Annotated in this window: 21 protein-coding genes and 1 tRNA gene; 2 read left to right on the top strand and 20 right to left on the bottom strand. The window is 73.5% G+C overall.

The window, feature by feature from the left end; genetic code table 11:
- Positions 1-25: 25 nt before the first annotated feature.
- The 13 genes from GRQ65_RS20080 to argS all read right to left on the bottom strand — a co-directional run bounded on the left by GRQ65_RS20080 (position 26) and on the right by argS (position 13,847).
- Positions 26-520 (bottom strand): hypothetical protein, encoded by a 495-nt coding sequence (locus tag GRQ65_RS20080; protein WP_160879785.1) that lies wholly within the window; start codon positions 518-520, stop codon positions 26-28.
- A 102-nt stretch (positions 521-622) separates the two neighbouring features.
- A complete protein-coding gene (locus GRQ65_RS20075; protein ID WP_160879784.1) occupies positions 623-1,762 on the bottom strand; it encodes an MraY family glycosyltransferase in 1,140 nt (379 codons plus the stop codon).
- Between the two features lie 7 nt (positions 1,763-1,769).
- Positions 1,770-2,462: an L-threonylcarbamoyladenylate synthase gene (locus GRQ65_RS20070; RefSeq protein WP_160879783.1), complete on the bottom strand. Its 693-nt coding sequence runs from the start codon at positions 2,460-2,462 to the stop codon at positions 1,770-1,772.
- A 4-nt stretch (positions 2,463-2,466) separates the two neighbouring features.
- Positions 2,467-3,306 (bottom strand): peptide chain release factor N(5)-glutamine methyltransferase, encoded by an 840-nt coding sequence (prmC, locus tag GRQ65_RS20065; RefSeq protein ID WP_160879782.1) that lies wholly within the window; start codon positions 3,304-3,306, stop codon positions 2,467-2,469.
- Positions 3,307-3,316: 10 nt separating this feature from the next.
- Positions 3,317-4,390 (bottom strand): peptide chain release factor 1, encoded by a 1,074-nt coding sequence (prfA, locus tag GRQ65_RS20060; protein ID WP_160879781.1) that lies wholly within the window; start codon positions 4,388-4,390, stop codon positions 3,317-3,319.
- A gap of 104 nt (positions 4,391-4,494) precedes the next feature.
- Positions 4,495-4,722 carry a 50S ribosomal protein L31 gene (gene rpmE / locus GRQ65_RS20055; RefSeq protein WP_160879780.1) on the bottom strand — a complete coding sequence of 76 codons (228 nt, stop codon included), beginning with the start codon at positions 4,720-4,722 and terminating at the stop codon, positions 4,495-4,497.
- Between the two features lie 103 nt (positions 4,723-4,825).
- Complete coding sequence (locus GRQ65_RS20050) at positions 4,826-5,206, bottom strand: response regulator (protein ID WP_160879779.1); 381 nt, start codon at positions 5,204-5,206, stop codon at positions 4,826-4,828.
- Positions 5,207-5,336: 130 nt separating this feature from the next.
- Positions 5,337-7,364, bottom strand: a complete 2,028-nt coding sequence (gene rho, locus GRQ65_RS20045) for a transcription termination factor Rho (RefSeq protein WP_160879778.1) — start codon at positions 7,362-7,364, stop codon at positions 5,337-5,339.
- A gap of 133 nt (positions 7,365-7,497) precedes the next feature.
- On the bottom strand, positions 7,498-8,394 hold the full coding sequence (thrB, locus tag GRQ65_RS20040) for a homoserine kinase (protein WP_337191907.1): 897 nt from the start codon (positions 8,392-8,394) through the stop codon (positions 7,498-7,500).
- A gap of 5 nt (positions 8,395-8,399) precedes the next feature.
- Positions 8,400-9,497, bottom strand: a complete 1,098-nt coding sequence (gene thrC / locus GRQ65_RS20035) for a threonine synthase (RefSeq protein WP_160879777.1) — start codon at positions 9,495-9,497, stop codon at positions 8,400-8,402.
- Positions 9,494-10,795, bottom strand: coding sequence for a homoserine dehydrogenase (locus GRQ65_RS20030; protein ID WP_160879776.1), 1,302 nt, complete (start codon positions 10,793-10,795; stop codon positions 9,494-9,496). The genes thrC and GRQ65_RS20030 overlap by 4 nt, the downstream gene beginning before the upstream one ends.
- Positions 10,795-12,195, bottom strand: coding sequence for a diaminopimelate decarboxylase (gene lysA, locus GRQ65_RS20025; RefSeq protein ID WP_160879775.1), 1,401 nt, complete (start codon positions 12,193-12,195; stop codon positions 10,795-10,797). Before lysA ends, GRQ65_RS20030 begins: the two co-directional genes overlap by 1 nt.
- Positions 12,192-13,847: an arginine--tRNA ligase gene (gene argS / locus GRQ65_RS20020; protein ID WP_160879774.1), complete on the bottom strand. Its 1,656-nt coding sequence runs from the start codon at positions 13,845-13,847 to the stop codon at positions 12,192-12,194. The genes lysA and argS overlap by 4 nt, the downstream gene beginning before the upstream one ends.
- A gap of 124 nt (positions 13,848-13,971) precedes the next feature.
- Here argS and GRQ65_RS20015 point away from each other — a divergent pair.
- Positions 13,972-14,046: transfer RNA gene (locus GRQ65_RS20015), tRNA-Arg, on the top strand.
- Here the strand turns inward: GRQ65_RS20015 and GRQ65_RS20010 are convergent.
- The 3 genes from GRQ65_RS20010 to GRQ65_RS20000 form a co-directional block, all read right to left on the bottom strand.
- Positions 14,032-15,696 carry a hypothetical protein gene (locus tag GRQ65_RS20010; RefSeq protein WP_160879773.1) on the bottom strand — a complete coding sequence of 555 codons (1,665 nt, stop codon included), beginning with the start codon at positions 15,694-15,696 and terminating at the stop codon, positions 14,032-14,034. The two genes, GRQ65_RS20015 and GRQ65_RS20010, sit on opposite strands and share 15 nt — an antisense overlap.
- Before the next feature lie 63 nt (positions 15,697-15,759).
- Positions 15,760-17,070, bottom strand: a complete 1,311-nt coding sequence (locus GRQ65_RS23095) for an ATP-binding protein (protein ID WP_160879772.1) — start codon at positions 17,068-17,070, stop codon at positions 15,760-15,762.
- An 18-nt stretch (positions 17,071-17,088) separates the two neighbouring features.
- Positions 17,089-17,754, bottom strand: a complete 666-nt coding sequence (locus GRQ65_RS20000; protein ID WP_160879771.1) for a response regulator transcription factor — start codon at positions 17,752-17,754, stop codon at positions 17,089-17,091.
- A gap of 113 nt (positions 17,755-17,867) precedes the next feature.
- On the opposite strand from GRQ65_RS20000, the gene GRQ65_RS19995 reads away from it, so the two are divergent.
- On the top strand, positions 17,868-18,662 hold the full coding sequence (locus GRQ65_RS19995) for a COG4705 family protein (RefSeq protein ID WP_160879770.1): 795 nt from the start codon (positions 17,868-17,870) through the stop codon (positions 18,660-18,662).
- Here GRQ65_RS19995 and GRQ65_RS19990 read toward each other — a convergent pair.
- The 4 genes from GRQ65_RS19990 to GRQ65_RS19975 are packed head-to-tail and all read right to left on the bottom strand — an operon-like array spanning position 18,635 to position 22,627.
- The gene (locus tag GRQ65_RS19990) at positions 18,635-19,909 is read right to left on the bottom strand and encodes a PAS domain S-box protein (protein WP_160879769.1); all 1,275 of its coding nucleotides are present in this window, start codon (positions 19,907-19,909) and stop codon (positions 18,635-18,637) included. The two genes, GRQ65_RS19995 and GRQ65_RS19990, sit on opposite strands and share 28 nt — an antisense overlap.
- Entirely contained in the window at positions 19,910-20,437 is a 528-nt protein-coding gene (locus GRQ65_RS19985) for a GAF domain-containing protein (RefSeq protein WP_160879768.1), read from the bottom strand.
- 19 nt (positions 20,438-20,456) lie between these two features.
- Positions 20,457-21,974, bottom strand: a complete 1,518-nt coding sequence (locus GRQ65_RS19980; protein WP_160879767.1) for a sensor histidine kinase — start codon at positions 21,972-21,974, stop codon at positions 20,457-20,459.
- Positions 21,971-22,627, bottom strand: a complete 657-nt coding sequence (locus tag GRQ65_RS19975; protein ID WP_160879766.1) for a response regulator — start codon at positions 22,625-22,627, stop codon at positions 21,971-21,973. Before GRQ65_RS19975 ends, GRQ65_RS19980 begins: the two co-directional genes overlap by 4 nt.
- Positions 22,628-22,821 lie beyond the last annotated feature (194 nt).

Raw genomic sequence — 22,821 nt, 5'->3', positions numbered from 1 at the left:
CTCGGAACACTAACAGTCCGCGCCCTCACCGCTGACCACCGGCCTCGTGCTCGACGGCGGGGTCGGAGGGGGCGTCGAAGTAGGGCTGGCGCGAGCGCAGGGTGAGCACCAGCTGGGCCGTCATCCAGGCCAGGGTCGCGGCGACGAGGCCGAGGGCGAGCCAGCTGCGCCCCGGGCCGTCGGCGAAGACGTCGATCTCGGAGATGCGCACGAAGACCAGGAGCAGCACGGCGGCCTGCGCGAGGTAGGTCACCAGCGCCACGAGCAGGGTCGCGGAGGGGAGGATCCGGGCGACGAGGGCCAGGGTCGTGCAGCCGAAGGTCAGCACCAGCAGCACCGTGAGCGCACCGACCGCGGCTCCCAGCAGGGCGTCGGAGCCCGATGCGAGCAGGCCCAGGAGCGAGGCGACCGCGCCTGCGGCGGCCGTGACGGCGATGGTCCCGAGCAGGACCCGCGGTTCGGTGCTCGCCACGCCGGCAGAGCCGGCGCGAGCCTCGCTGCGCGTCTCGGTCGTCATCATCGGCGGCCGTCCTGGGTTGGCGTGTGCTGCGCCGTCTGCGGGCGCTTGTGAAAGTTAGCACAAAGTCCGGAGGGCACGGAAAATCAGGGCGCTGCCACCCTCTCAGGCATCCTCGGTGCCGGGCAAACGCGGCTTGGTGAGCACCGGGAGCACGAAGGTCGCGGCGATCGTCACCGCGGTCATGCCGCCCACGGCCAGCAGCACCCAGGTGCCGCTGTAGAGGCTGGCCAGGACGGTGCCGAACGCCACCAGGGCGGCCCAGAGCCACATGATCAGCACCGCACGGCGCTGGCTGTGGCCGATCTCGAGCAGCCGGTGGTGCAGGTGCTGCTTGTCGGGGGCGAACGGCGAGCGCCCGGCCCGCGTGCGGCGTACGACCGCCAGCACCAGGTCGGCGATCGGCACCAGCAGCAGCGAGATCGGCAGCAGCACGGGCAGCAGGGTGGGCAGCAGGCTCGCCCGCGCTCCCCCGGCACCCGCGGCGAGCTGCTCGGGCGAGAACTGTCCCGACAGGGTGACGGCGCTGGCCGAGAGGACGAGCCCGAGCAGCATCGAGCCGCTGTCGCCCATGAACAGCCGCGCCGGGTGGAAGTTGTGCACCAGGAAGCCGATGCAGACCCCGGCGAGCGCGATCGAGAGGAACGCCGAGGTGGTCGCCCGCTCGGCGCCGTTGAGCCGGGTGAGCGCGTAGCAGAAGGTGAAGAACGCCAGCGAGCCCACGCCGACCACCCCCGCGGCGAGCCCGTCGAGGCCGTCGACGAAGTTGACGGCGTTGATCGTCGCGACGACCAGGAAGCCGGTCAGGAGTGCGCCCTGGCTGCCGTCGAGCGCGAAGACGTTGCCGCGGGCATCGGTGAAGAAGAAGAACTGGATGCCGAAGGCGACCAGGAAGCCCGAGGCGAGCACCTGTCCCCCGAGCTTGGTGAGCGCGTCGAGCTCGAAGAGGTCGTCGAGCACCCCGACCGCGCAGATCAGCGCGCCGGCGATGAGCACGATGCCGGCGTCGCGGAAGACCACCGGCGAGGTCGAGGAGAGGAACGGCAGCTCGCGGGCCACGAGGTAGGCCGCCACCAGGCCGCCGAGCATCGCCAGCCCGCCGAGGTAGGGGATCGGCTCGTCGTGGACGTCGCGGTCGCGGACCCGCGCCACCGCCCCCGAGCGCAGCGCGATCTCCCGCGCGACGACGGTCAGCAGGTAGGTGGACGAGGCCGCGACGAGGAAGACGAGGAGGTACTCCCTCACCCGGCGCTCACTCCTCGGTCCCCGGATCGGCCTCCGGCGGCGCGGCGGGGTCGGCGATCACGGCGTCGTGGGTGGCCAGCACCTCGTTGAGCCGCTCGAGGCTGATGGCCCCGGCCCGCAGCAGGCGGCCCGGCGTGCACGTGACGTCGACGATGGTCGAGGCCTCACCGCCGGGCGAGACGCCGTCGTCGACCACGACCTCGACGTCGTCGCCCAGCATCTCCTCGGCCCGGTCGGCGTCGAGGGCTGCGGGCTCACCGGTCAGGTTGGCCGAGCTGACGGCCAGCGGGCCGGTGCGCTCGAGGATCTCGAGGGCGACCGGGTGGTCGGGCATCCGCACGGCGACCGTGCCGCGGGTGTCGCCGAGGTCCCACTGCAGGGAGGTGTGGGCGTGGCAGACCAGCGTGAGCGCACCGGGCCAGAACTCCTGGACGAGGGCGCGCGCCCAGGTCGGCACCTTGACGGCCAGCGCGTCGAGCGTGGTCGCCGACGAGACGAGGACCGGGGGCGGCATCTCGCGGCCGCGGCCCTTGGCGTCGAGGAGCTCCTGGACCGCGTCGGCGTCGAAGGCGTCGGCCGCGATGCCGTAGACGGTGTCGGTCGGCATCACGACGAGGTCGCCGCGCTGGAGGGCGTGGCTGGCGGCCTCGACGGCCACCTCTCGCTCCTCGGGGGTGCTGGTCGGGTAGCGCGTGCTCACGCGCTCATCGTGCCAGCCGTGCGGTCGTGAAGCGCGGACGGCCCGCGAGGTCGCGGTGGTCGCGGACCTCGCCCCACAGCCCGGTCGCGGCGAGCACGGCGGGCACGGCCGCTCCCTGGACGTCGGCGTGCTCGACACCCAGCTCTCCGCCCGGTCGCAGCAGCCGGGCGGCGCGGCGGGCGAGCAGCCGGATGGCGTCGAGGCCGTCGGCCCCGGAGAACAGCGCGAGGTGCGGATCGTGGTCGCGAGCCTCGGGGGCCACCGACTCCCAGGCCTCGAGCGGGACGTACGGCGGGTTGCACACGACCACGTCGACGGTGCCGAGGAGGTCGTCGAAGGCCGTGAACGCGTCGCCCTGGCGCAGGTCGACGCCGGTGCCGGCGAGGTTGCGCACGGCCCAGCGGTGGGCGTCGGGGTCGAGCTCGACCGCGTGCACCCGGGCGTGCGGCGCCTCGTCGGCCAGTGCCTTGGCGATCGCCCCCGAACCGGTGCAGAGGTCGACCACGACCGGGTGCTCCAGTGCACCGAGGCGCTCGAGGGCCCACCCGGCCAGCAGCTCGGTCTCCGGGCGCGGGGTGAAGACGCCGGGCCCCACCTCCAGCCGCACGTGGCGGAACCACGTGTGGCCGACCAGGTGCTGGAGCGGCTCGCGGTCGCAGCGACGCGCCAGCAGCCGCTCGTACGCCGCGAGGTCGGCCTCGCCGACCTCGTCGAGCAGCACGAGCCGGCTCCGGTCGATGCCGACGACGTGGGCGAGGAGCACCTCGGCGTCGTGGCCGGGGCTCGCGACGCCGGCCGCCTCGAGCCGGGCGCTGGCTGCCGCGAGGAGCTGACGACGCCTCACCTGTCGAGGCTCACGAGTCCAGCGCGGCGAGCCGCTCGGCGAGGTCGAGCTGGACGCACGAGTCGAGCACCGGGCCGAGGTCGCCGTCGAGGACCTGGTCGAGGTTGTAGGCCTTGTAGCCGCTGCGGTGGTCGGAGATCCGGTTCTCCGGGAAGTTGTAGGTGCGGATGCGCTCGGACCGGTCGACGGTGCGCACCTGGCTGCGCCGGGCGTCGCTGGCGGCCGCGTCGGCCTCCTCCTGGGCAGCGGCGAGCAGCCGCGCCCGCAGGATGCGCAGCGCCTGCTCCTTGTTCTGCAGCTGCGACTTCTCGTTCTGGCAGCTCACCACGATGCCCGAGGGCAGGTGGGTGATGCGCACGGCCGAGTCGGTGGTGTTGACGCTCTGGCCGCCGGGCCCGCTGGAGCGGAAGACGTCGATGCGCAGGTCGTTGTCGTCGATGCTCACGTCGACCTGCTCGGCCTCGGGGAGCACGAGGACGCCCGCGGCGCTCGTGTGCACGCGTCCCTGGCTCTCGGTCACGGGCACGCGCTGCACGCGGTGGACGCCGCCCTCGAACTTCAGCAGGCCGTACGGCGCCTCGCCGGGCTCGACGGCCCCCTTGGCCTTCACGGCCACGGTGACCGACTTGTAGCCGCCGAGGTCGGACTCGGTGGCGTCGAGCAGCTCGACGCGCCAGCCGTGCTGCTCGGCGAAGCGGGTGTACATCCGCAGCAGGTCACCGGCGAAGAGCGCCGACTCTTCGCCGCCCTCCCCCGACTTCAGCTCGAGGATCGCGTCCTTGTCGTCGGCCGGGTCGCGCGGCACCAGCAGTCGGCGCAGCAGCTCCTCCGCCTCGTGCTGGCGCTTCTCGAGCCCCTCTGCCTCCTCGGCGAACGCCGGGTCCTCGGAGGCCAGCTCGCGCGCAGCCTGCAGGTCGTCGACGACCGCGTCGAGGTCGCGCTTGGCGGCCAGCACCCGGCTCAGCTCGGCGTAGCGCTGGTTGAGCTGCTTGGCCAGGCGTGGGTCGGCGTGGGTCTCGGGCGCGCCGAGGCGCTCCTCGAGCCCTCGGCGCTCCGCCTCGAGCTGCTCGACCGCCTCGAACACGCGCGTCCCCTCTCCTCGTCGTCGCTGGTCGTCCTGCGTCACAGCCGCACATGACACGAGCGCCGGCCCCCGTCCGGTGGACGGGGGCCGGCGCTCGGTGTCGGCTACTTGCTGTCGCTCTTGGCCTTGGCCTTGGCGTAGCGAGCCTCGAACCGGGCCACGCGGCCACCGGTGTCGAGGATCTTCTGCTTGCCCGTGTAGAACGGGTGGCACTGGGAGCAGACGTCGGAGCGGATCTGGCCGCTGGCGACGGTGCTGCGCGTGGTGAACGTCGCGCCGCAGGTGCAGCTGACCTGGGTCTCGACGTAGTCGGGGTGGATGTCGGCCTTCATGGTTTCCTCTCTCGTGCTCCGGGTCGCCCGGCAGGAGTGCGGGACGTGAACCGGAGCCAGTCGGACACCCTAGTCAACGCGGGCCGACCCCTACCAATTCCCGTCAGGCGGGCTCGGCCGTGCGCGCGAGCAGGGCCTCGACGCGGCTCGCCAGGTCCTTGGGAGAGAAGGGCTTGGTGATGTAGTCGTCGGCGCCGGAGTCGTAACCGGTCTGGACGTCCGACTGCTGCGCGCGGGCGGTCAGCAGGATGACGGGGATGTCGCGCAGGTCGCTGTCGCCGCGCATCGCGCGCACGGCCTCCAGCCCGGTGAGCCCCGGCATCATGACGTCGAGGACAGCGAGGTCGGGGCGGTGGTCACGACAGGCCGCGACGGCGGCGCTCCCGTCGGCGACGCTGACGATGTCGTGTCCCAGCGTCGAGAGCTTGAACTCGACGAGGTCGCGGATGTCCACGTCGTCGTCCGCCACCACGATCAGCGCCACAGTGCCGCTCTCCTCCCGAGTCTCCCCGTCCGACCTTGAGTATCGACACTTCCGTGGGCTCCCTGCGGAATAACGCGGAAAGAGCACGAAACCCACCCATGCGTCATGTTCGACCTTACAGCGCGGAGGCTCAGAGCGGGTCGCGTTGCAGAGCGGTGAGGAGCTCGATGTTGGTCGAGGTCGAGCCCACGCGGCGCAGCAGCTCGTTCAGCGCCTCGGCGGGGGGACGCTCGGCCAGCGCCCGCCGCATCGGCGTCAGGATCGCGAGCTCCTCGGCGCTCACGAGCACGTCCTCACGCCGGGTGCCGCACCGGGTGACGTCGACCGGGGGGTCGAGGCGCAGCTCGGCGAGCTCGCCGGACAGGCGGACCTGCCAGTTGTCGGTGCCGGCCAGCTCCTCGAGGACCACCTCGTCGGTGACCGAGCCGCTCTCGACCTGGACCGTGGCCAGGATGGTGAGCGAGCCGCCCTCCTCGAGGCGGCGGGCCGCACCGAGGAACCGTTTGGGCGGGAACAGCGCGGCCGGCTCGATCCCCCCGGGCAGCGAGCGCCCGGTGCTCGGCGCCGCGAGGTTGAAGGCCCGCGCGAGCCGCGTCATCCCGTCGACCAGCATCACCACGTCGTGCCCGAGCTCGACGAGCCGCTTGGCCCGCTCGACGGCCAGCTCGGCGACCGTCGTGTGGTCGGCCGGTGCCCGGTCGAACGTCGAGGCGATGACCTCGCCCTTGATCGAGCGCTCGAAGTCGGTGACCTCCTCCGGGCGCTCGTCGATCAGCACCACCATGAGGTGGCACGCGGGGTCGTTGCGGGTGATGGAGGCCGCGATCGCCTGCAGCAGCGAGGTCTTGCCCGCTCCCGCCGGCGAGACGATGAGCCCGCGCTGACCCTTGCCGAGCGGAGCCACGAGGTCGAGCACGCGACCGACGACGTCGTCGGGGCCGGTCTCCAGCCGCAGCCGCTGCGTCGGGTGGGTGGGCTTGGCGACCGTGATGTCCTCGCGGTGCTTGGCGACCTCGGGCTCGGCGCCGTTGACGCTGTCGATGCGCACCATCGGGTTGAACTTCTCGCGGCGCTCGCCCTCGCGCGGCTGACGCACCTGTCCCACCACCGCGTCGCCGCGACGCAGCGCGTACTTCCGGACCATCGACAGCGACAGGTAGACGTCGTCGGGACCGGGCAGGTAGCCGCTGGTGCGGACGAAGGCGTAGTTGTCGAGCACGTCGAGGATGCCGGCCGCCGGGACGAGCACGTCGTCCTCGAGGATCGTGGTGTCGGGCTCGTTGCGCTGACCGCCGCCCGCGCGGGTGCGGTCGCGGTCGCGGCCCCGACGGCGCCGGTTGCGTCGGCTGCCCTCGCCGTCGCCGTCCTCGTCGTCGCCCGGGACGTCCTGGCCGCGCTCCTGCTGCTGGTTGCGGTCCTGCTGCTGGTTGCGGTCCTGCTGCTGGTTGCGGTCCTGCTGCTGGTTCCGGTCCTGCTGCTGGTTGCGGTCCTGCTGCTGGTTGCGGTCGCGCTGCTGGTTGCGGTCCTGCTTCTCGGGCTGCTGCTTCTCAGGCTGCTGGGCGCGGTCCTGCTGACGGTCCTGCTGACGTTCCTGCTGGCGCTCCTGCTGGCGCTCCTGGCTGCGGTCCTGCTGGCCGCGGCGCTCCTGCCGCTCCTGCCGCTCCTGCCGGTCCTGGCGCTCGCGACGTTCGGTCGGGGCGGCCTCGGGCTCGGACTTCGCCTCGGACCTCGCCTCGGACTGCGACTCAGGAGCGGGGGCCGAGGACTGCTGGCGCTCCTGCCGCTCGCGCTGGAGCCGCTCGCGCCGCTCCTGGCGCGACTCGGTCTGGGCGCGGGGCTCGGTCTCGCGGGCGGGCTCACGCGTGGCCTCGAGGTCGAGCTCGGGCTGCGACGGGGCCGGCTCGGTCGCCTTGGCACGGGAGCGCGCCGGCTTCTCCTGGGGTGCCCGGTCCGGAGAGGTCTGGGGTCCGGCCTGGTGCTCCTTGATCGCGTCGAGGAGCTGGGCCTTCTTCATCGAGCTGACGCCCTTGATGCCGAGCTGGCCGGCGAGCTCCTTGAGCTGGGGCAGCAGCATGCCGCCGAGCCCGCCGGCGCCGCGGCGCCTGGCGGTCGGGGTCGACTCGGCCGGGGCGGCGTCGGGGGTGTTCGTGTCTGTCACGGGGGTGCTTCCTTCACTGGTGCGCGGTGACACAGCCTGCTCAGCAGGGGTCAGCGCGGATGGCACGGGGTCTGCACGGGTGCGCCGGAGCTGTGTCCACGGCGAGGTCGACAGCGAGGTCCACGGCGCGCGGTCACCCTAGCACCGTGGCGCGGGCTCCCTCGGGGTCGATCGCGAGGATGTGGTGCTGCCACCCCGGGGGGCAGAGCGGGGCCAGGTCGTCGTCGCCGTCGAGCACGAAGGCGAGCACCGTGGGGCCCGCGCCGGAGACCACGGCGGGCACGCCGTCGGCGCGCAGCCGCTCGACGAGGTCGAGGGAGTCCGGCATGGCCGGCCGACGGTAGTGCTGGTGGAGGGTGTCGCGGGTGCCGCGCCACAGCTGGTCGACGTCTCCGGCCAGCGCGGCGACGAGGAGCGCCGCAGCTCCGGCGGCCGCGGCGGCGTCGGCGTGCGGCACCGTCGGGGGCAGCAGGCCGCGGGCGAGCTCGGTCGAGACCGGCTCGGCCGGCACGAACACGACGGTGCCCACGCGGGCGTCGACGGCCGAGCGGACGGCGTACGACGAGCCGTCGCGCGGGTCGGTGCCCGAGATGACGAAGCCGCCGAGCAGCGCCGGGGCGACGTTGTCGGGGTGGCCCTCCATGCCGACCGCGAGGTCGAGGACGGCGCGGTCGTCGAGCCGCTCCGCTCCCCCGTCGACGAGGGCCCGGGCGAGCACGAGGCCACCGACGATCGCCGCCGACGAGGAGCCGAGCCCGCGGGCGTGGGGCACGACGTTGGCGCAGCGCAGCCGCAGCCCGGCCGGTGCCTCGCCGAGCGCGTCGAAGGCGACCCGCATCGCGCGCACGACCAGGTGCGACTCGTCGAGCGGCACCTCACCGGCGCCCGCGCCGGTGACCTCGACGACCACGCCGGAGCCGGTGAGCTCGCCCTCGAGCTCGTCGCGCATCGCGAGCGCGAGGCCGAGGGAGTCGAAACCGGGGCCGAGGTTGGCCGAGGTCGCGGGGACCGAGACCCGGGCGGTGGTCACCGCGGTCAGAGGAGGCCGGCGGCCTCGGCCGCGGCGTTCACGTCGGCGTCGACGACGGACTCGACCATCGGACCGAACCCCTCGAGGGCGGTCACAGTGTCCTTGAGCCCGTGGCCGGTGACGGTGATGACGACCGTGCTGCCGGCGTAGGACTCCCCGCCGGCCACGTCGGCCAGCAGCCCCGCGACGCCCGCCGCCGAGGCCGGCTCGACGAAGACGCCGTCGCGGCTCGCGAGCTCGCGCTGGGCGCTCAGGATCTGCTCGTCCGACAGCGCACGGAAGCGGCCCTCGGACTCCTGCGCGGCCGCCTCGGCGAGCTTCCAGGAGGCGGGGTTGCCGACCCGGATGGCCGTCGCCTTGGTCTCGGGGTCGGGGAACGGCTCGCCGGTGACCAGCGGGGCCGCACCCTCGGCCTGGAAGCCCCGCATGCGCGGCTTGCGGGTGGAGACGCCGAGGTCGAAGTACTCCTGGTAGCCCAGCCAGTACGCCGAGACGTTGCCGGCGTTGCCGACGGGCAGCAGGTGGAAGTCGGGGGCGTCGCCGAGGAAGTCGACCACCTCGAAGGAGGCGGTCTTCTGGCCCTGCAGGCGCACCGGGTTGACCGAGTTGACCAGGGCCACCGGGTGGTCCCAAGCGAGGCCGCGGGCCAGCTGGAGGCAGGCGTCGAAGTTGCCGCGCACCATGATGACCTTCGCGCCGTGCAGGATCGCCTGCGCCATCTTGCCGGCGGCGATCTTGCCCTCGGGCACGAGCACGATCGGGGTGATGCCGGCCTTGGCGGCGTAGGCCGCCATCGAGGCCGAGGTGTTGCCGGTGCTGGCGCAGACGACGGCCTTGGCGCCCTCGTGGACGGCGACGGAGATCGCCGCGGTCATCCCGCGGTCCTTGAAGGAGCCGGTCGGGTTGTCGCCCTCGACCTTGAGCCAGACCTCCGCGCCCGTGTGGCCCGAGAGCCACTCGGAGTGCACCAGCGGGGTGCCGCCCTCGCGCAGGGTGACCGCGGGGGTGCCCTCGGGGATCTCCAGCAGGTCGCGGTACTCCTCCACCACGCCGCGCCACTGGTGGGTGCGGGCGCGGGGGTTGGCCTGCTGCTGGGTGGTCATTCGTCTCCGCCTTCCACGCGCATCACCGAGGTGACCTCGCGCACGATGTCGAGCTCGCGCAGGTGCTCGACCGTGGCGGCGAGCTGCGCGTCGGTGGCCGCGTGGGAGACGACGACGAGCTGGGCGTCGTCGTCGCGTCCCTCCTGGTGCACCGTCTGGATCGAGACGCCGTGCTCGCTGAAGGCGAGGGCGACCTGGGCGAGGACGCCCGCCTTGTCGTCGACGTCGATGGCGACGTGGTAGCGGGTGACGGTCTCGCCCATCGGCAGCACCACGCGGTCGGCGTACGCTGACTCGCCGGCGCCGGTCTTGCCGGCCAGTGCGTTGCGGGCGACCGTCACCAGGTCGCCGAGCACGGCGGAGGCGGTGGGGGCCCCGCCGGCGCCGGGGCCGTAGAACATCAGCTGACCCGCGGAGACCGACTCGACGAAGACCGCGTTGTAGGCCTCGCGCACCGAGGCGAGCGGGTGGCTGCGCGGGATCATCGCCGGGTGCACGCGCACCGCGACGGCGCCGTCCTTGAGCTCGCAGATGGCGAGCAGCTTCACCACGGCGTCCATGTCGCGCGCCGACTGCACGTCGGCGGCGGTGACCTCGGTGATGCCCTCGCGGTGCACGTCGGCGGCGGTGACGCGGGTGTGGAAGGCGAGCGAGGCGAGGATCGCGGCCTTGGCCGCGGCGTCGAACCCCTCGACGTCCGCCGTCGGGTCGGCCTCGGCATAGCCGAGCTGCTGGGCCTCCTCGAGCGCCTCGGTGAACCCCGCACCGGAGGAGTCCATCTTGTCGAGGATGAAGTTGGTGGTGCCGTTGACGATGCCGAGCACCCGGGTCACCGTGTCGCCGGCGAGCGACTCGCGCAGCGGGCGCAGGATCGGGATCGCGCCGGCCACCGCGGCCTCGTAGTAGAGGTCGCGCCCGGCCTTGGCGGCGGCCTCGAAGAGCGTGGGACCGTCCTCGGCGAGCAGCGCCTTGTTGGCGGTCACGACGCTCGCGCCGTGCTCGAGCGCGGAGAGGATGAGCCCGCGGGCGGGCTCGATGCCACCGATCACCTCGACGACGAGGTCGACGTCGTCGCGGGCGACGAGGCCCTCGGCGTCGGTGGTGAGCAGCCCCGCGGGCACCTCCACCTCGCGCGGGGCGTCGAGGCGGCGCACGGCCACGCCGACGAGCTCGACGGGGGCGCCGACCCGGGCGGCGAGGTCGCGCGACTGCTCATCGAGCAGCCGCACCACCTGCGAGCCGACGGAGCCGCACCCGAGTACGGCGACCCTGAGCGGGCGCTGGTCAGTCAGGTCCATCACGCGTCTCCCACATCGGTGGCGAGCAGGTCGTCCACCGTCTCGCGGCGTACGACGACCCGGGACTCGCCGTCTCGCACCGCGACCACCGGCGGTCGCAGCACGTGGTTGTAGTTGCTCGCCATCGAGCGGCAGTAGGCCCCGGTGCCGGGGACGGCGAGCAGGTCGCCGGGGGCCACGTCGCCGGGCAGGAACTCGTCCTTGACCACGATGTCGCCCGCCTCGCAGTGCTTGCCGACCACGCGCGCCAGCACCGGCTCCGCGCCGGAGCGACGCCCGGCCAGGGTGCAGGAGTAGTCGGCGTCGTAGAGCGCGGTGCGGATGTTGTCGCTCATCCCGCCGTCGACCGAGACGTAGGTGCGCTGCGCGCCGCCGTCGAGGGCGACCTGCTTGACGGTGCCGACCTCGTAGAGGGTGCACATCGACGGCCCGACGATCGCGCGGCCCGGCTCGATGGACAGGTGCGGCTGCGCGATGCCGAGGGCGCGGCACTCGTGCTCGACGATCGCGCTCATCTCGGTGGCCAGCCGGGCGGGCGAGGCCGGGGCGTCCTGGGTGGTGTAGGCGATGCCGAAGCCGCCGCCGAGGTCCATCTCGGGCAGCTCGACGCCCAGCTCCGCGGCGATCCGGGCGTGCAGGGCGAGCACGCGGCGCGTCGCGACCTCGAAGCCCGCGGAGGCGAAGATCTGGCTGCCGATGTGGGAGTGCAGGCCGCGCAGCTCGAGGCTCGGCGCGGCGAGCACGCGCTGCACGGCGTCGTACGCCGCTCCGTTGGTGATCGAGAAGCCGAACTTCTGGTCCTCGTGGGCGGTGGCGATGTACTCGTGGGTGTGGGCCTCGACGCCGGCGGTGACCCGCACCATGACCCGCTGGCTGCGACCGAGGGACTCGGCGACCCGCGCCAGCCGCTCGATCTCGTGGAAGGAGTCCACGACGACGCGGCCCACCCCGAGCTCGACGGCCCGCTCGAGCTCGGCGGCGGACTTGTTGTTGCCGTGGAACTCCACGCGGGCCATGTCGAAGCCCGCGCGCTCGGCGACGGCGAGCTCGCCGGCGGTGCACACGTCGAGGTGCAGCCCCTCCTCGGCGACCCAGCGCACGACCGCGGTGCTGATGAACGCCTTGGCGGCGTAGTAGACGTCGTAACCGGCGAAGGCGTCGCGGAAGGCGCCGGCGCGCGCCCGGAAGTCGGCCTCGTCGAGGACGTAGGCCGGGGTGCCGTGCGTACGGGCGAGCTCGGTCAGCGCCACTCCCCCGACGCTCAGCACGCCGGCGTCGTCCTTGTGCGCCGAGGTCGACCACAGCTGGCCGACGAGGTCATTGACGTCCTGCGGCTGGCGCAGCCACGCGGGCGCGCGCAGGGCGCCGGGCGCGTGCGCCCAGCCGGCTTCGTGGGTCACATCCGCTCCGGGGCCGAGACGCCGAGCAGGCCGAGCCCGTTGGCGAGCACCGTGCGGGTGGCGTCGACGAGCACGAGCCGGGCGCGGTGGAGGTCGGTGGGCTCCTCGTCGCCCATCGGCAGCACCCGGCAGTTGTCGTAGAAGCGGTGGTACGCGCCGGCGGTGTCCTCGAGGTAGCGCGCGACGCGGTGCGGCTCGCGCAGGGTCGCCGCGCTGGCCACGACGCCCGGGAAGTCGGCGAGCGCGCGCAGCAGCTCGCCCTCCTTCTCGTGGACGAGCAGCTCGGGGTGGTCGGCCGGGGCGAGGCCGAGGTCGGCGGCGTTGCGCAGCAGTGAGCTGACCCGGGCGTGGGCGTACTGGACGTAGTAGACGGGGTTCTCGCTGCCCGCCTTGGCCCACAGGTCGAGGTCGAGGTCGATCGAGGAGTCGCTGCTGTAGCGCGCGAGGGCGTAGCGGGCGGCGTCGACGCCGATCGCGCTCACCAGGTCGTCGATGGTGACGACCGTGCCGGCGCGCTTGGACATCCGCAGCGGCTCGCCGTCCTTGAGCAGGTTGACCATCTGGCCGATGAGGATCTCGAGGTTGGTGCCCGGGGTGTCGCCGAACGCCGCGCACATCGCCATCATCCGCGCGACGTAGCCGTGGTGGTCGGCGCCGAGCATGATGAGGCACCGGTCGAAGCCGCGCTCGCGCTTGTCGAGGTAGTAGGCGAGGTCGCCGGACAGGTAAGCGCCCTGACCGTCGGACTTCACGACCACGCGGTCCTTGTCGTCACCGAACTGCTCGGTGCGCAGCCAGACGGCGCCGTCCTGCTCGTAGGTGTTACCGAGCTCGGTCAGCCGCTCGATCGCCCGGTCGACTGCGCCGGACTTGTGGAGGTCGTCCTCGTGGAAGTAGACGTCGAAGTCGACCCCGAAGTCGTGCAGGCTGCGCTTGATCTCGTCGAACATCATCTCGACGCCCTCGGAGCGCAGGATCTCCTGCGCCGCGGCGTCGTCCTTCTCCACGAGCTCGGGGCGGCGTGCGACGACGGCCTGGGCGATCTCGTGGACGTAGGCCCCGCCGTAGCCGTCCTCGGGGGCCTCGAGGCCGCGCACGCTGTGCAGCAGCGAGCGGCTGAACCGGTCGATCTGCGCACCGTGGTCGTTGAAGTAGTACTCCCGCGTCACCGCGGCGCCGACGGCCTCGAAGATCCGGCCGAGCGCGTCGCCGACGGCGGCCCAGCGCACGCCGCCGATGTGGAGCGGGCCGGTGGGGTTGGCGCTGACGAACTCGAGGTTCACGCGCTCGCCGGCCATCAGCTCGCTGGAGCCGTACGCCGCACCGGCGGCCACGATCTGCCCGGCCACCTCGCCCTGGGCGGCAGCCGCGACGGTGATGTTGAGGAAGCCAGGTCCCGCGATGTCGACCGCGGCGACGCCGTCGTGCTGCCCGAGCCGGTCGGCGACGAGCTGGGCGAGCGCACGGGGGTTGGTGCCGGCCTTCTTGGCCAGCTGCAGCGCGACGTTGGTCGCGTAGTCGCCGTGCTCGCGCTGGCGGGGTCGCTCCACCGTCACCGCACTCGGCGGGCCGTCCGGCAGGGTGAGCTCACCCTCCGCGGACAGCGTCGCCAGGACCTCGACGATCGCGGCCGACAGCTGCTCAGGAGTCACCCGCGAAGCCTATCGGCGCTGCGCCGCGGGGCTTGCATCCGTTTCCACGGTGGGACCCGGGTGGGACCTGAACGGGCCCGGTTCGGCTCCAGCGTCCGGTGCGAGTAGGGTCTGCACGTCCCTGGCCCCCGTAGCTCAGGGGATAGAGCGCCGCCCTCCGGAGGCGGAAGCGTAGGTTCGAATCCTACCGGGGGTACCACCGCTTCCCTCCTCGGCCTCGCGCCTCGACCCGCCCCTTCGCGCGGCACACCGTGCGTTCGCGATCAGCACCACGACCGGTGATCACGACAGCCTGGATCCGGGTCCCGACGAGGTCTGGTGTCAGGCGGAGGCGACGTCGGTCGGCCCCGTCGATGCGACGTCGGTCCGCGAACCAGCGGTACCTCACCGGCCCCTCCAGGCCCCGCGGGACCCGCACCGACAGCGTCCGTCCCACCTGGGCCTTCCCGCTCAACCGGACCTGGAGCCCCGCACCCTCGGTCATGGAGACGGGCCGAGACGTCACCACCCCGCGCAGGCGACCCCGCTTCTCGGCAGCCACCTCGACCCAGACACGGGTGGCTCCCGGTGGCACCCGGGTCGCGTCGCCCGGGCCGCTCGGAGAAGCGGAGGTCAAGGGGTGGCTCCCGGTCGCGTCCTCGACGTACCAGGTGTAGCGCAGCGGGCCGTCCGGGTCCGGCGAGAACCGACCGGTGAGCTCGGCCCGCACCCACCGGCCGTTGAGGTGCTCGACCCCCACACGGGGGAGGCGGTCGAACGGCGGCAGCGGCGCCACACGTACGGCCACCAGGGCGCCTCCGTCGCCGTCGGCGCCGAGAACGGTCGCCGAGGCGTAGGCCCCGATCTGGATCGTCTCCCCCGCAACGGCGGCACCGGTCGAGCCGTTCGGTCCGTCCCGTCGGAGCAGCAGGGTGCCGCGACCCCGGATCCTCGTGGCGGTGACACCCGTCGGGCAGAAGGACACACCGAGGTACTCGGCGTCGGCGTCGAGGCCCGTGCCGGAGCGGTAGTCGAGGTAGGTCACCTCGCCGCTGCTCGGGTCGGTGACGGCGATGCCCCGCAGCCCCGACGGCGCGCTGCGCGGCGCGAGCCGGATCTGGGCCTCGAAGGCGCCGCCACCGGCGTCGACGGTCTGCACCTCGCCGGGCTGCACGGCACCTAGGATCACCCGTTCGGCGGTGGAGAAGACCGAACCGAAGTTCCCACCCACCGGCGCGTAGCAGTCGGCGTACTCGATGACACCGCACGAGGCGCCCTGGTAGACGCAGGTCGCGTCGGCGTGCAGGAGCGAGAAGTTGTGGCCGAGCTCGTGGACCAGCACGCCGCGCAGGCCCGCCGCCCACCCGGCGGACACCACCACGAACCCGCCGGCGTGCACGTCGGCGCCCAGCATCGCGAACCCGATCGCGTTGGCAGCACAGCGCGGTGGCAGCACGTAGACGACGTGGGCGCCGGGCGACCGAGGCGGCAGACCGAAGAGGGCGCGTCCCTCCGCCTCCATGGCCTCCTCCGTCCCCGGCGGGGCGGTCTCGGTGATCAAGGCGTCGGGGGCCCACAGCCCGCACATGGCGCCGCCGGTCGGGGTGGCGGGAGAGTCGACGTAGCGCGTCTCCACCCGGGTGAACGAGGAGAACACGTTCGGCAGGTCCTCGGCGACGTCCTGGAGTGCGGCGTCGATGGCCAGGTCCATCTCGCCCGCGCTCATGGGAAACTCACCGTGGTCGGTGATCACCGCGACGTATACACGATGGGCAGTGGCGCCCGGATCCGCCGTCGCGACCGGCGTGAGGATCTGTGCGGTCAGCACGACCGTGAGCGTCGCGACCCACGACCGCACGAGCCGCCCCATGGTCGGACGATAGCGACTCCCGCTGCCCGCGTCTCCCGATCTCGGCCAGGTGCTGCGGCGTCGTCACCTGCGCGGCAGGTGCAGCTCGAACGCCGCTCCCTCGTGCGACTGCACGAGGACGATCTCGCCACCGCACGAGCGGGCGACCCGCTGGGCGATGCCGAGCCCGAGTCCCGCGCCGCCCGAGCCGTGGGTGACCCCGGGCTCGAACAGCGTGTCCCGCACCTGTGCGGCGACCCCGGGTCCGTCGTCGGCGACGGTGAGGACCACCTCGGCGGGCCGGTCGGTCGCGCTCACCCGGACCGAGGTGGCCGCGTGCCGCACGGCGTTGGCCAGCAGGGGCGACAGCGCCCGGACGACGAGGTCGGCGGGCGCGGCGACGCGGGCGGTCGAGGTCTCGACGCTCGTCTCCACGGTGGCGCCGGGAGGCAGGTCGCGGGTCGCGCGGGCGACCACGTCGGCGACGAGGCAGGTGCCGTCGCCCGTCCGCGCGGAGCCCGACCGCGCGAGGTCGAGGAGGGTCGAGACGACCTCGGACATCTCGCGAGACGACACGTGGATCTGCTCCACGTCGGCGCGCAGCTCGGGGTCGTCGATGCCGCGCAGCAGGGCCAGCTCCGCGGAGCCCCGCACCGAGGTCAGCGGGGTCCGCAGCTCGTGGGCCAGCTCGGCCGTGAGCCGCTGCTCGGACCGGATCGCCGAGGCGACCCGGTCGAGGAGGTGGTCGAGCGTCTCCCCCAGCGCCGCGAGCTCGTTGTCGGGGGGTCCCAGCGCGAACCGGTGGGAGAGGTCGTGCTCGCTCCAGTCGGCGGCCCGCTCGGCCATCTGGCGGACGGGGGCCAGGGCCTGGCGGGTGACCCGCAGCGACACGACGGCCGCGCCGACGACGACGATCAGCCCGAGGGCGACGGTGGCGAGCAGCGCGTAGAACTCCGAGCGCTCGTAGGGCGCGGAGTCCTGGCTGACCACGAGCACCCCGCGCTCGCCGCTCGCCGTGGCGAACGGCGTCGCGAGCAGCTGGACCTCGTCGCTGGGACCGCTGCGCTGCTGGGCCCGCGTGACCGTCGACAGGTCCGCGGCCGCCGCGCGGAGCTCGGGCTCGACGGACCCGGCGACCGGGGTGCCGTCGGCGGCGAACACCTCCATGCCCCGGTCCAGGGTGTCGGGCGGCACCGTGAGCCGGCGCGACGAGGCCTGCTGGATCGCCTGCACCGTGGTCGCCGACCTCTCGTCGAGCACGGTGCGGATGTCGCGCTGCGCGGTCCAGCCGAGGACCACCTGCAGCCCGACCCCGGCCAGGAGCATCACGACCAGGACCAGCGCGACGGTGGAGGTCACGATCTGGCGGCGGAACGACCCGCTGGCCCTCCTCACCTCGACGTCACCTCGACCTCACCTCAGCGCGTACCCGACGCCGCGCACGGTGACGAGCTCCAGCGGCGAGCCGACCTCGGCCAGCTTGACCCGGATGCGGCGGACGTAGGAGTCCACGGTGTTGTCGCTGACGATGCCGCCGTGCGGCCAGGCGGCCGCGACGACCGCGCGGCGGCGTACGACCTCACCGGGGCGCGAGGTGATGGCGGCGAGCATCCGGAACTCCGTCGGCGTCAGCAGCACCTCCGCGCCGCCGCAGGTCAACGCGTGCCGGGCCGGGTCGAGGGCGAGCTCGGTCGGCGCCGGGGCCGTCGCCACCCGACTGCGCCTGGCCAGCGCCTCGACCCGGGCCACGAGCTCGAGGACGTCGAACGGCTTCGGCAGGTAGTCGTCGCCGCCGGCGCTGAAGCCCGAGAGCCGATCGGGCACCGTGCCCAGGGCGGTCAGGAAGAGCACCGGCGCCGACTGACCTCCGGAGCGCAGCGCCTGGCAGACGTCGCGACCGTCGGCGTCGGGCAGGCCGATGTCGAGGATGATCACGTCGAGCGTCTCGTCGGCGCCGAAGAGACGCACCGCCTCGCCGCCGTCGTGGGCGGGCACCACCTCGTGCCCGGCGTAGCGCATCGCGCCGGTCACGACCCGCCGGATCGCGGGGTCGTCCTCGCACAGACCCACCCGGGTCATCGCCCACCTCCTGCTCGCCCCACGGCCGCTCACGACGAGCGTGCCACGGCTCGGGGCCGAGCGCCCGCAACCAGTCAGGTCGCGTGCAGGTAGCGCTCCCTACGGTCCGGGTCGTGCGCAACCGAGACTTCCCCGTGCCCAAGGTCCCCGCCGTCTTCGCCCTGTTCTGGGTGGTGAAGACCCTCACCACCGGCATCGGCGAGACCGGTGCCGACTTCCTCGGGACGCTGAGCATCCCGCTCGCCGCCCTGGTCGGGGTCGGGGGCTTCGCCCTCGCCCTGTGGCTGCAGCTGCGCTCCGAGGCCTACCACCCGGTGCGGTACTGGCTGACCGTGCTGAGCGTGGCGCTGTTCGGCACGATGATCGCCGACGGCCCGCACGTGGCCCTCGGGACGCCGTACTGGGTCGACTCGATCGTCTACCTCGTGCTGCTCGTCGCGGTGCTCGCCTGGTGGAAGCGCAGCGAGGGCACGATCTCGGTGCACTCGATCACCACCGGGCGGCGCGAGCGCTTCTACTGGGGCGTCGTGCTGCTCACCTTCGGGCTGGGTACGGCGCTCGGCGACGCGACCGCGATCAACGCCGGTCTCGGGTTCGCCTGGTCGATCGCGCTGTTCGGCGTGCTGATCCTGGTGCCGCTGGGGCTGTGGCGCCTCGGGCTGGACGCCACCGTCGCGTTCTGGTCGGCCTACGTGCTGACCCGGCCACTGGGCGCCTCGGTCGCCGACTACCTCGGCTCGAGCCACGCCCACGGCGGCATCGGCTGTGGCACCGGTCCCGTCACCGCACTCGGCCTCGTGCTCTTCGCGAGCCTCGTGGGCTACCTGTGGTGGACCCACGCCGACGAGGACGCCGCCGGACGCACGGTCACGGCGCGCCATCAGGAGCTCGATCCCGCCGAGGTCTGAGCCACCACCGGCAGGGTGAGACGGACCTCCACCCCGCCGCCGTCCGGCTCCTCGATCCAGATCTGTCCGCCGTGCAGCTCGACGATGCGACGGCACGCGGTGAGGCCGATGCCGAAGCCGGCGACGCCGTCGTGGCGCCCGCCCCGCGCGAGGAACTCGAAGACGCGCTCGCGCTCCTCGTCGGGGATGGAGGGTCCGTCGTTGCGGACCCGGACCTCCAAGGTCTGCGGCTCTCCCTCGCGGGGCGCGGTGTCGATCTCGACGTGGAGACGGCGGTCGGGGTCGCGGAACTTGACCGCATTGGTCAGCAGGTTGACCAGCAGCGTCCGCAGCAGGTCGGCGGACCCCACCACCCGGGGAGCGTGGTCGAGCCCTGCCGTGGTGCGGACCGAGGCCCCGGCTCGTGCGATGAGGGCTCCGAGGTCGGCGACGGCGGCGTCCACGACGGCGCGCAGCGACACCACCTCCGGCTCCGGAGCGGCCGCCGAGGCGACGGCGAGCAGGGCGTCGACCAGCGCACCCATCCGCTGGGCCGATGCCTCGGCCTGCTCGGCGAGCAACCGGGCCGAGGCGAGGTCGGGCTGGGGTCCGCCCACCAGCTCGCCCAGCAGCTCGAGGGAGGCCCGCACCGCGGTCAGCGGAGTCTTGAGGTCGTGGCTCACCAGGGCCGCGAAGCGCTCCAGTCGCTCCTGGACTGCGCGGTGCTCGGAGACGTCGAGGACCTGCGAGACGAAGTAGAGCGGGTCGCCGGCGTCGTCGCGGACCAGGGCGACGGACAGATCGCCCCACACGACGTGGCCCTCGCGGTGGAGGTAGCGCTTGGTCATCCGGTAGCCGTGGCGCCGCCCGTCGAGGCACTCCTGCAGCAGCTCGAGGTCCGCCGCCAGGTCGTCGGGGTGGGTGATGTCCTGGAAGGTCAGGTCGAGCAGCTCGCTGGCGGAGCGGCCGAGCATCGTGCACATCGAGTCGTTGACCCGCGCCCAGGTGCCGTCGAGGTGCACGATCGCCATCCCCACGGGCGAGTGCTGGAAGGTCAGGGCCCACTCCCGCCGCCCGAGGACGCGGCGGGTGACCGACGCACCGCGCTTCCAGTCGAGGACGAGGGCCCCACTCTCGTCCTCGACCTCGGGCTCCCAGGAGACGACGTCGTCATCGCACGGTTCCACCACCGCACGCTGCCGCGCGCGGGCACCGCGCCGCCAGGGCCGGAGGTCCTGCAGGTCGCGCAGCCCCTCCGACGCAGCCACTCAGGCGGGGTCGTAGGCGTCGAGCAGCTCGAGGACCGGCCCGAGCCGCGAGGCGAGGAGCGACAGCATGTCCTCGTCGTCCGCCGAGAAGTCGCGCGCGACCCCGAAGCGCACGAGCGCGGCCCCACCGATCACCCGTTCACCGGAGACCACCGGCATGCCGACCACTGCCTGGACCGACCACGCGTCGATGAACGCCGTCTGGCGGCTCGACGGCGCCGTCGGGGTCCGCTGCGCCGACCAGCGGACCGTCTCGCCGCGACGCACCACGGGCGCCCACAGCCCTTCGGAGGAGTCCTCGGTGCGCGCCATCACGGCGCGCATCGAGGCCGTCCGACCGGAGTCGGGGTGGTGGGCCGCGAGCGGCACCAACCCGCCGTTCGAGTCGAGGCGCCGCACCGCGACCGCATCGCCCACCGCGGTCGCGAGGAGCCGGCTGAGGGCGTCGACGAGCTCGCGCAGCGCGGCACTGCCCGCCCCGTCGACGCGGGACTCCAACCACTGCCGGGCTGCGCCCCCCTCGCTCACGTCCGCAGCCTAGGTGCCGTCAGAGAGGCACCGTCCAGCGCACAGTGGTCCCCTGGCCCGGCGCCGACGTGACGGTGCTCTCGCCCCCGAGCCGCGCGGCCCGCGAGGCGAGGTGGTCCAGTCCACTGCGGCGTCCGGACGCCACGTCGAACCCTCGCCCGCGGTCGCTGACGACGATGCGGAGCGTGCGCCCGGGCAGGTCCGCCGCCACCTCGACGGAGATCTCCTGCGTCGCACCGTGGCGACCGGCGTTGCTCAGCGCCTCGCCGACGACGGCCAGGACGTCGGGCAGCAGAGCGGCTGGCACGGCCGTCCGCACCGGGCCCGAGAAGCGCAGCTCAGGGCGGAGGCCGAAGGACCCGCCCGCGCGCTCGACGAGCCGGGCGACCTCACTCTGCAGGTCGCCGGCGCCAGTGGGCGCCCCGAGAGCGAAGATGCTGCGGCGGATCTCGTCGATGGTCTCGTCGAGCTCCTCGGCCGCCTGACGCAACCGGTCGCGCACCCCCGGCCCCGCGTCGCGTCCGACGCGCTCGATCCCCAGCCCCGCCGCGAAGAGCCGCTGGATCACGAGGTCGTGCAGGTCGCGTGCGATCCGGTCGCGGTCCTCCAGGAGCACGAGACGCCGCTCGTCGTGGGCGGACCTGGCCATCTCCAGGGCCAGCGCCGCCTGCTCGGCGAAGGTGGTCAGCGCCTCCGCGGGGAGCCCGGCGGCGGCTCCGGCGCGCGCGACGGTCCAGGCGAGGGCGACCGCACCGTGGGTCCGGTCGGAGGAGCGCAGCGGGACGACGACGGTCGCACCGAGCCGGGGCCAACCGAAGTGCGCCGACGGGTCGACGGCCCGCGGATCGGCGGCGAGATCGTCGACGAAGACCGGCTCTCCTGTGCGCACGACCCACGCAGCGAGCGAGCTCTTCATGCCCATCCGGGCCAGGACCGCAGGGTCGACCTCGGCGCCCGAGACGACCCGCAGGGTCAGAGCGTCACCGTCGTCACCCGCCACCACCCAGGCGATGTCCGCCCCGGCCAGCTCGCGCGCGCGGTCGGCGACCAGCTGGAGCGCCTCGTCGCCCGGTCCGCGCTCGAGCAGTCTCGCGGTGATCTCGGCCGTCGCGTCCAGCCATCGACTCCGGAGCCGGGCCTCCTCGCGCGCCCGTTCACGGTCGAGCACGAGCCCCACCAGGGCCGCCAGCCCGGTCAGCACGACCTCGTCGTCGGCGCCGAAGTCACCTCCGTCGTACCTCTCGGCGACGTGTACGACGGCGAGGAGCCGGCCCTCGCAGCGCACCGGCAGCGCGAGGAGCGCCGTGTGCGACCCACCGGTCGCCGGCGCACCGGGACCGACCACCACGAGCGTCCGAGCCGAGCTCGCGTGGAGCGTCCTGAGCGTGGCCCGCCGGGCGCCGACGAGCCGCGCACCGGTCCGGAGCAGACCCCGCAGCGCGTCGTCCGGATCCTCACCGGCACCGACGGGATCGGCGAGCGTGGACAGTCCACGGAGGATCTCGCACCCGGCGCCGTGGGTCGGGTCGTCGTTCATCTGCCCGCGTGCCTCGTGCGGAGGACGGCCGCCTGGGTGCGGCTGGTGAGGCCGAGCTTGGCGAGCAGCGAGGAGATGTAGTTCTTCACCGTCTTCTCCGCCAGCGAGAGGCGCTCCCCGATCTGGCGGTTGGTCAGCCCCTCGGCGATGAGGTCCAGGATGCGTGCCTCCTGCGGCGTGAGCGCCGCCCAGGGGTCGGGCGCCGCGTCGTGACGCAGCCGGTCGACGACCCGGGCCTGGAGCGCCGCGTCGAGGAGGGTCTCCCCCGCCGCGACCCGACGGACCTGGTCGACCAGGTCGCAGCCGCGCACGCGCTTGAGCACGTACCCGGCCGCACCGGCCACGACCGCCGCGGCCAGCGCGTCGTCGTCGTCGTACGACGTGAGCACCAGGACCCGGATGGCCGGGGCCGTCGAGCGCACGTCGCGACACACGTCGATGCCCGAGCCGTCCGGCAGCCGACCGTCGAGGATCGCGACGTCGGGCCGCAGCACCGGCAGCTCTCGGAGCGCGACCTGGGCGGACCCGGACTCACCCACCACCACCACGTCGCCGTCCGCCTCGAGCAGGTCGCGCAGTCCGCGCCGGACGACCTCGTGGTCGTCGAGCAGGTAGACCCGGACGGGCCGGGGAGGAACGGTCCCGCTCGTCATGTCAGCACGCTAGCCCGACGAGGGGCTCGGACCGCGGCGTACGGACCGGCTCGGGCACAGCCTGGACGAAGACGGGACCTTGGTCCCTGGTGCCGTCAAGGTCCCCACGGCACTCTCACTGGTCAGAGGACCGGTGATCCGACCGGTCGCTCGGCTTCCGGGCCGGCCGTCGAGCATCCCCGTCTCCAGGCGGC

The sequence above is a fragment of the Nocardioides flavescens genome, assembly GCF_009823805.1.
Taxonomy (GTDB): Bacteria; Actinomycetota; Actinomycetes; order Propionibacteriales; family Nocardioidaceae; genus Nocardioides; species Nocardioides flavescens.
The sequence above is the reverse complement of the archived record's forward strand: the minus strand, read 5'-3'. Positions and strand labels throughout refer to the sequence as shown.

What these genes read in the sequence shown, in the direction of transcription:
- GRQ65_RS20080 (WP_160879785.1), bottom strand. Translation starts at nt 520, where the DNA reads ATGATGACGACCGAGACGCGCAGCGAGGCTCGCGCCGGCTCTGCCGGC.
- rpmE (WP_160879780.1), bottom strand. Translation starts at nt 4,722, where the DNA reads ATGAAGGCCGACATCCACCCCGACTACGTCGAGACCCAGGTCAGCTGC.
- thrC (WP_160879777.1), bottom strand. Translation starts at nt 9,497, where the DNA reads ATGACCACCCAGCAGCAGGCCAACCCCCGCGCCCGCACCCACCAGTGG.
- GRQ65_RS20030 (WP_160879776.1), bottom strand. Translation starts at nt 10,795, where the DNA reads ATGGACCTGACTGACCAGCGCCCGCTCAGGGTCGCCGTACTCGGGTGC.
- GRQ65_RS20010 (WP_160879773.1), bottom strand. Translation starts at nt 15,696, where the DNA reads ATGGGGCGGCTCGTGCGGTCGTGGGTCGCGACGCTCACGGTCGTGCTG.
- GRQ65_RS20000 (WP_160879771.1), bottom strand. Translation starts at nt 17,754, where the DNA reads ATGACCCGGGTGGGTCTGTGCGAGGACGACCCCGCGATCCGGCGGGTC.
- GRQ65_RS19980 (WP_160879767.1), bottom strand. Translation starts at nt 21,974, where the DNA reads ATGAACGACGACCCGACCCACGGCGCCGGGTGCGAGATCCTCCGTGGA.
- GRQ65_RS19975 (WP_160879766.1), bottom strand. Translation starts at nt 22,627, where the DNA reads ATGACGAGCGGGACCGTTCCTCCCCGGCCCGTCCGGGTCTACCTGCTC.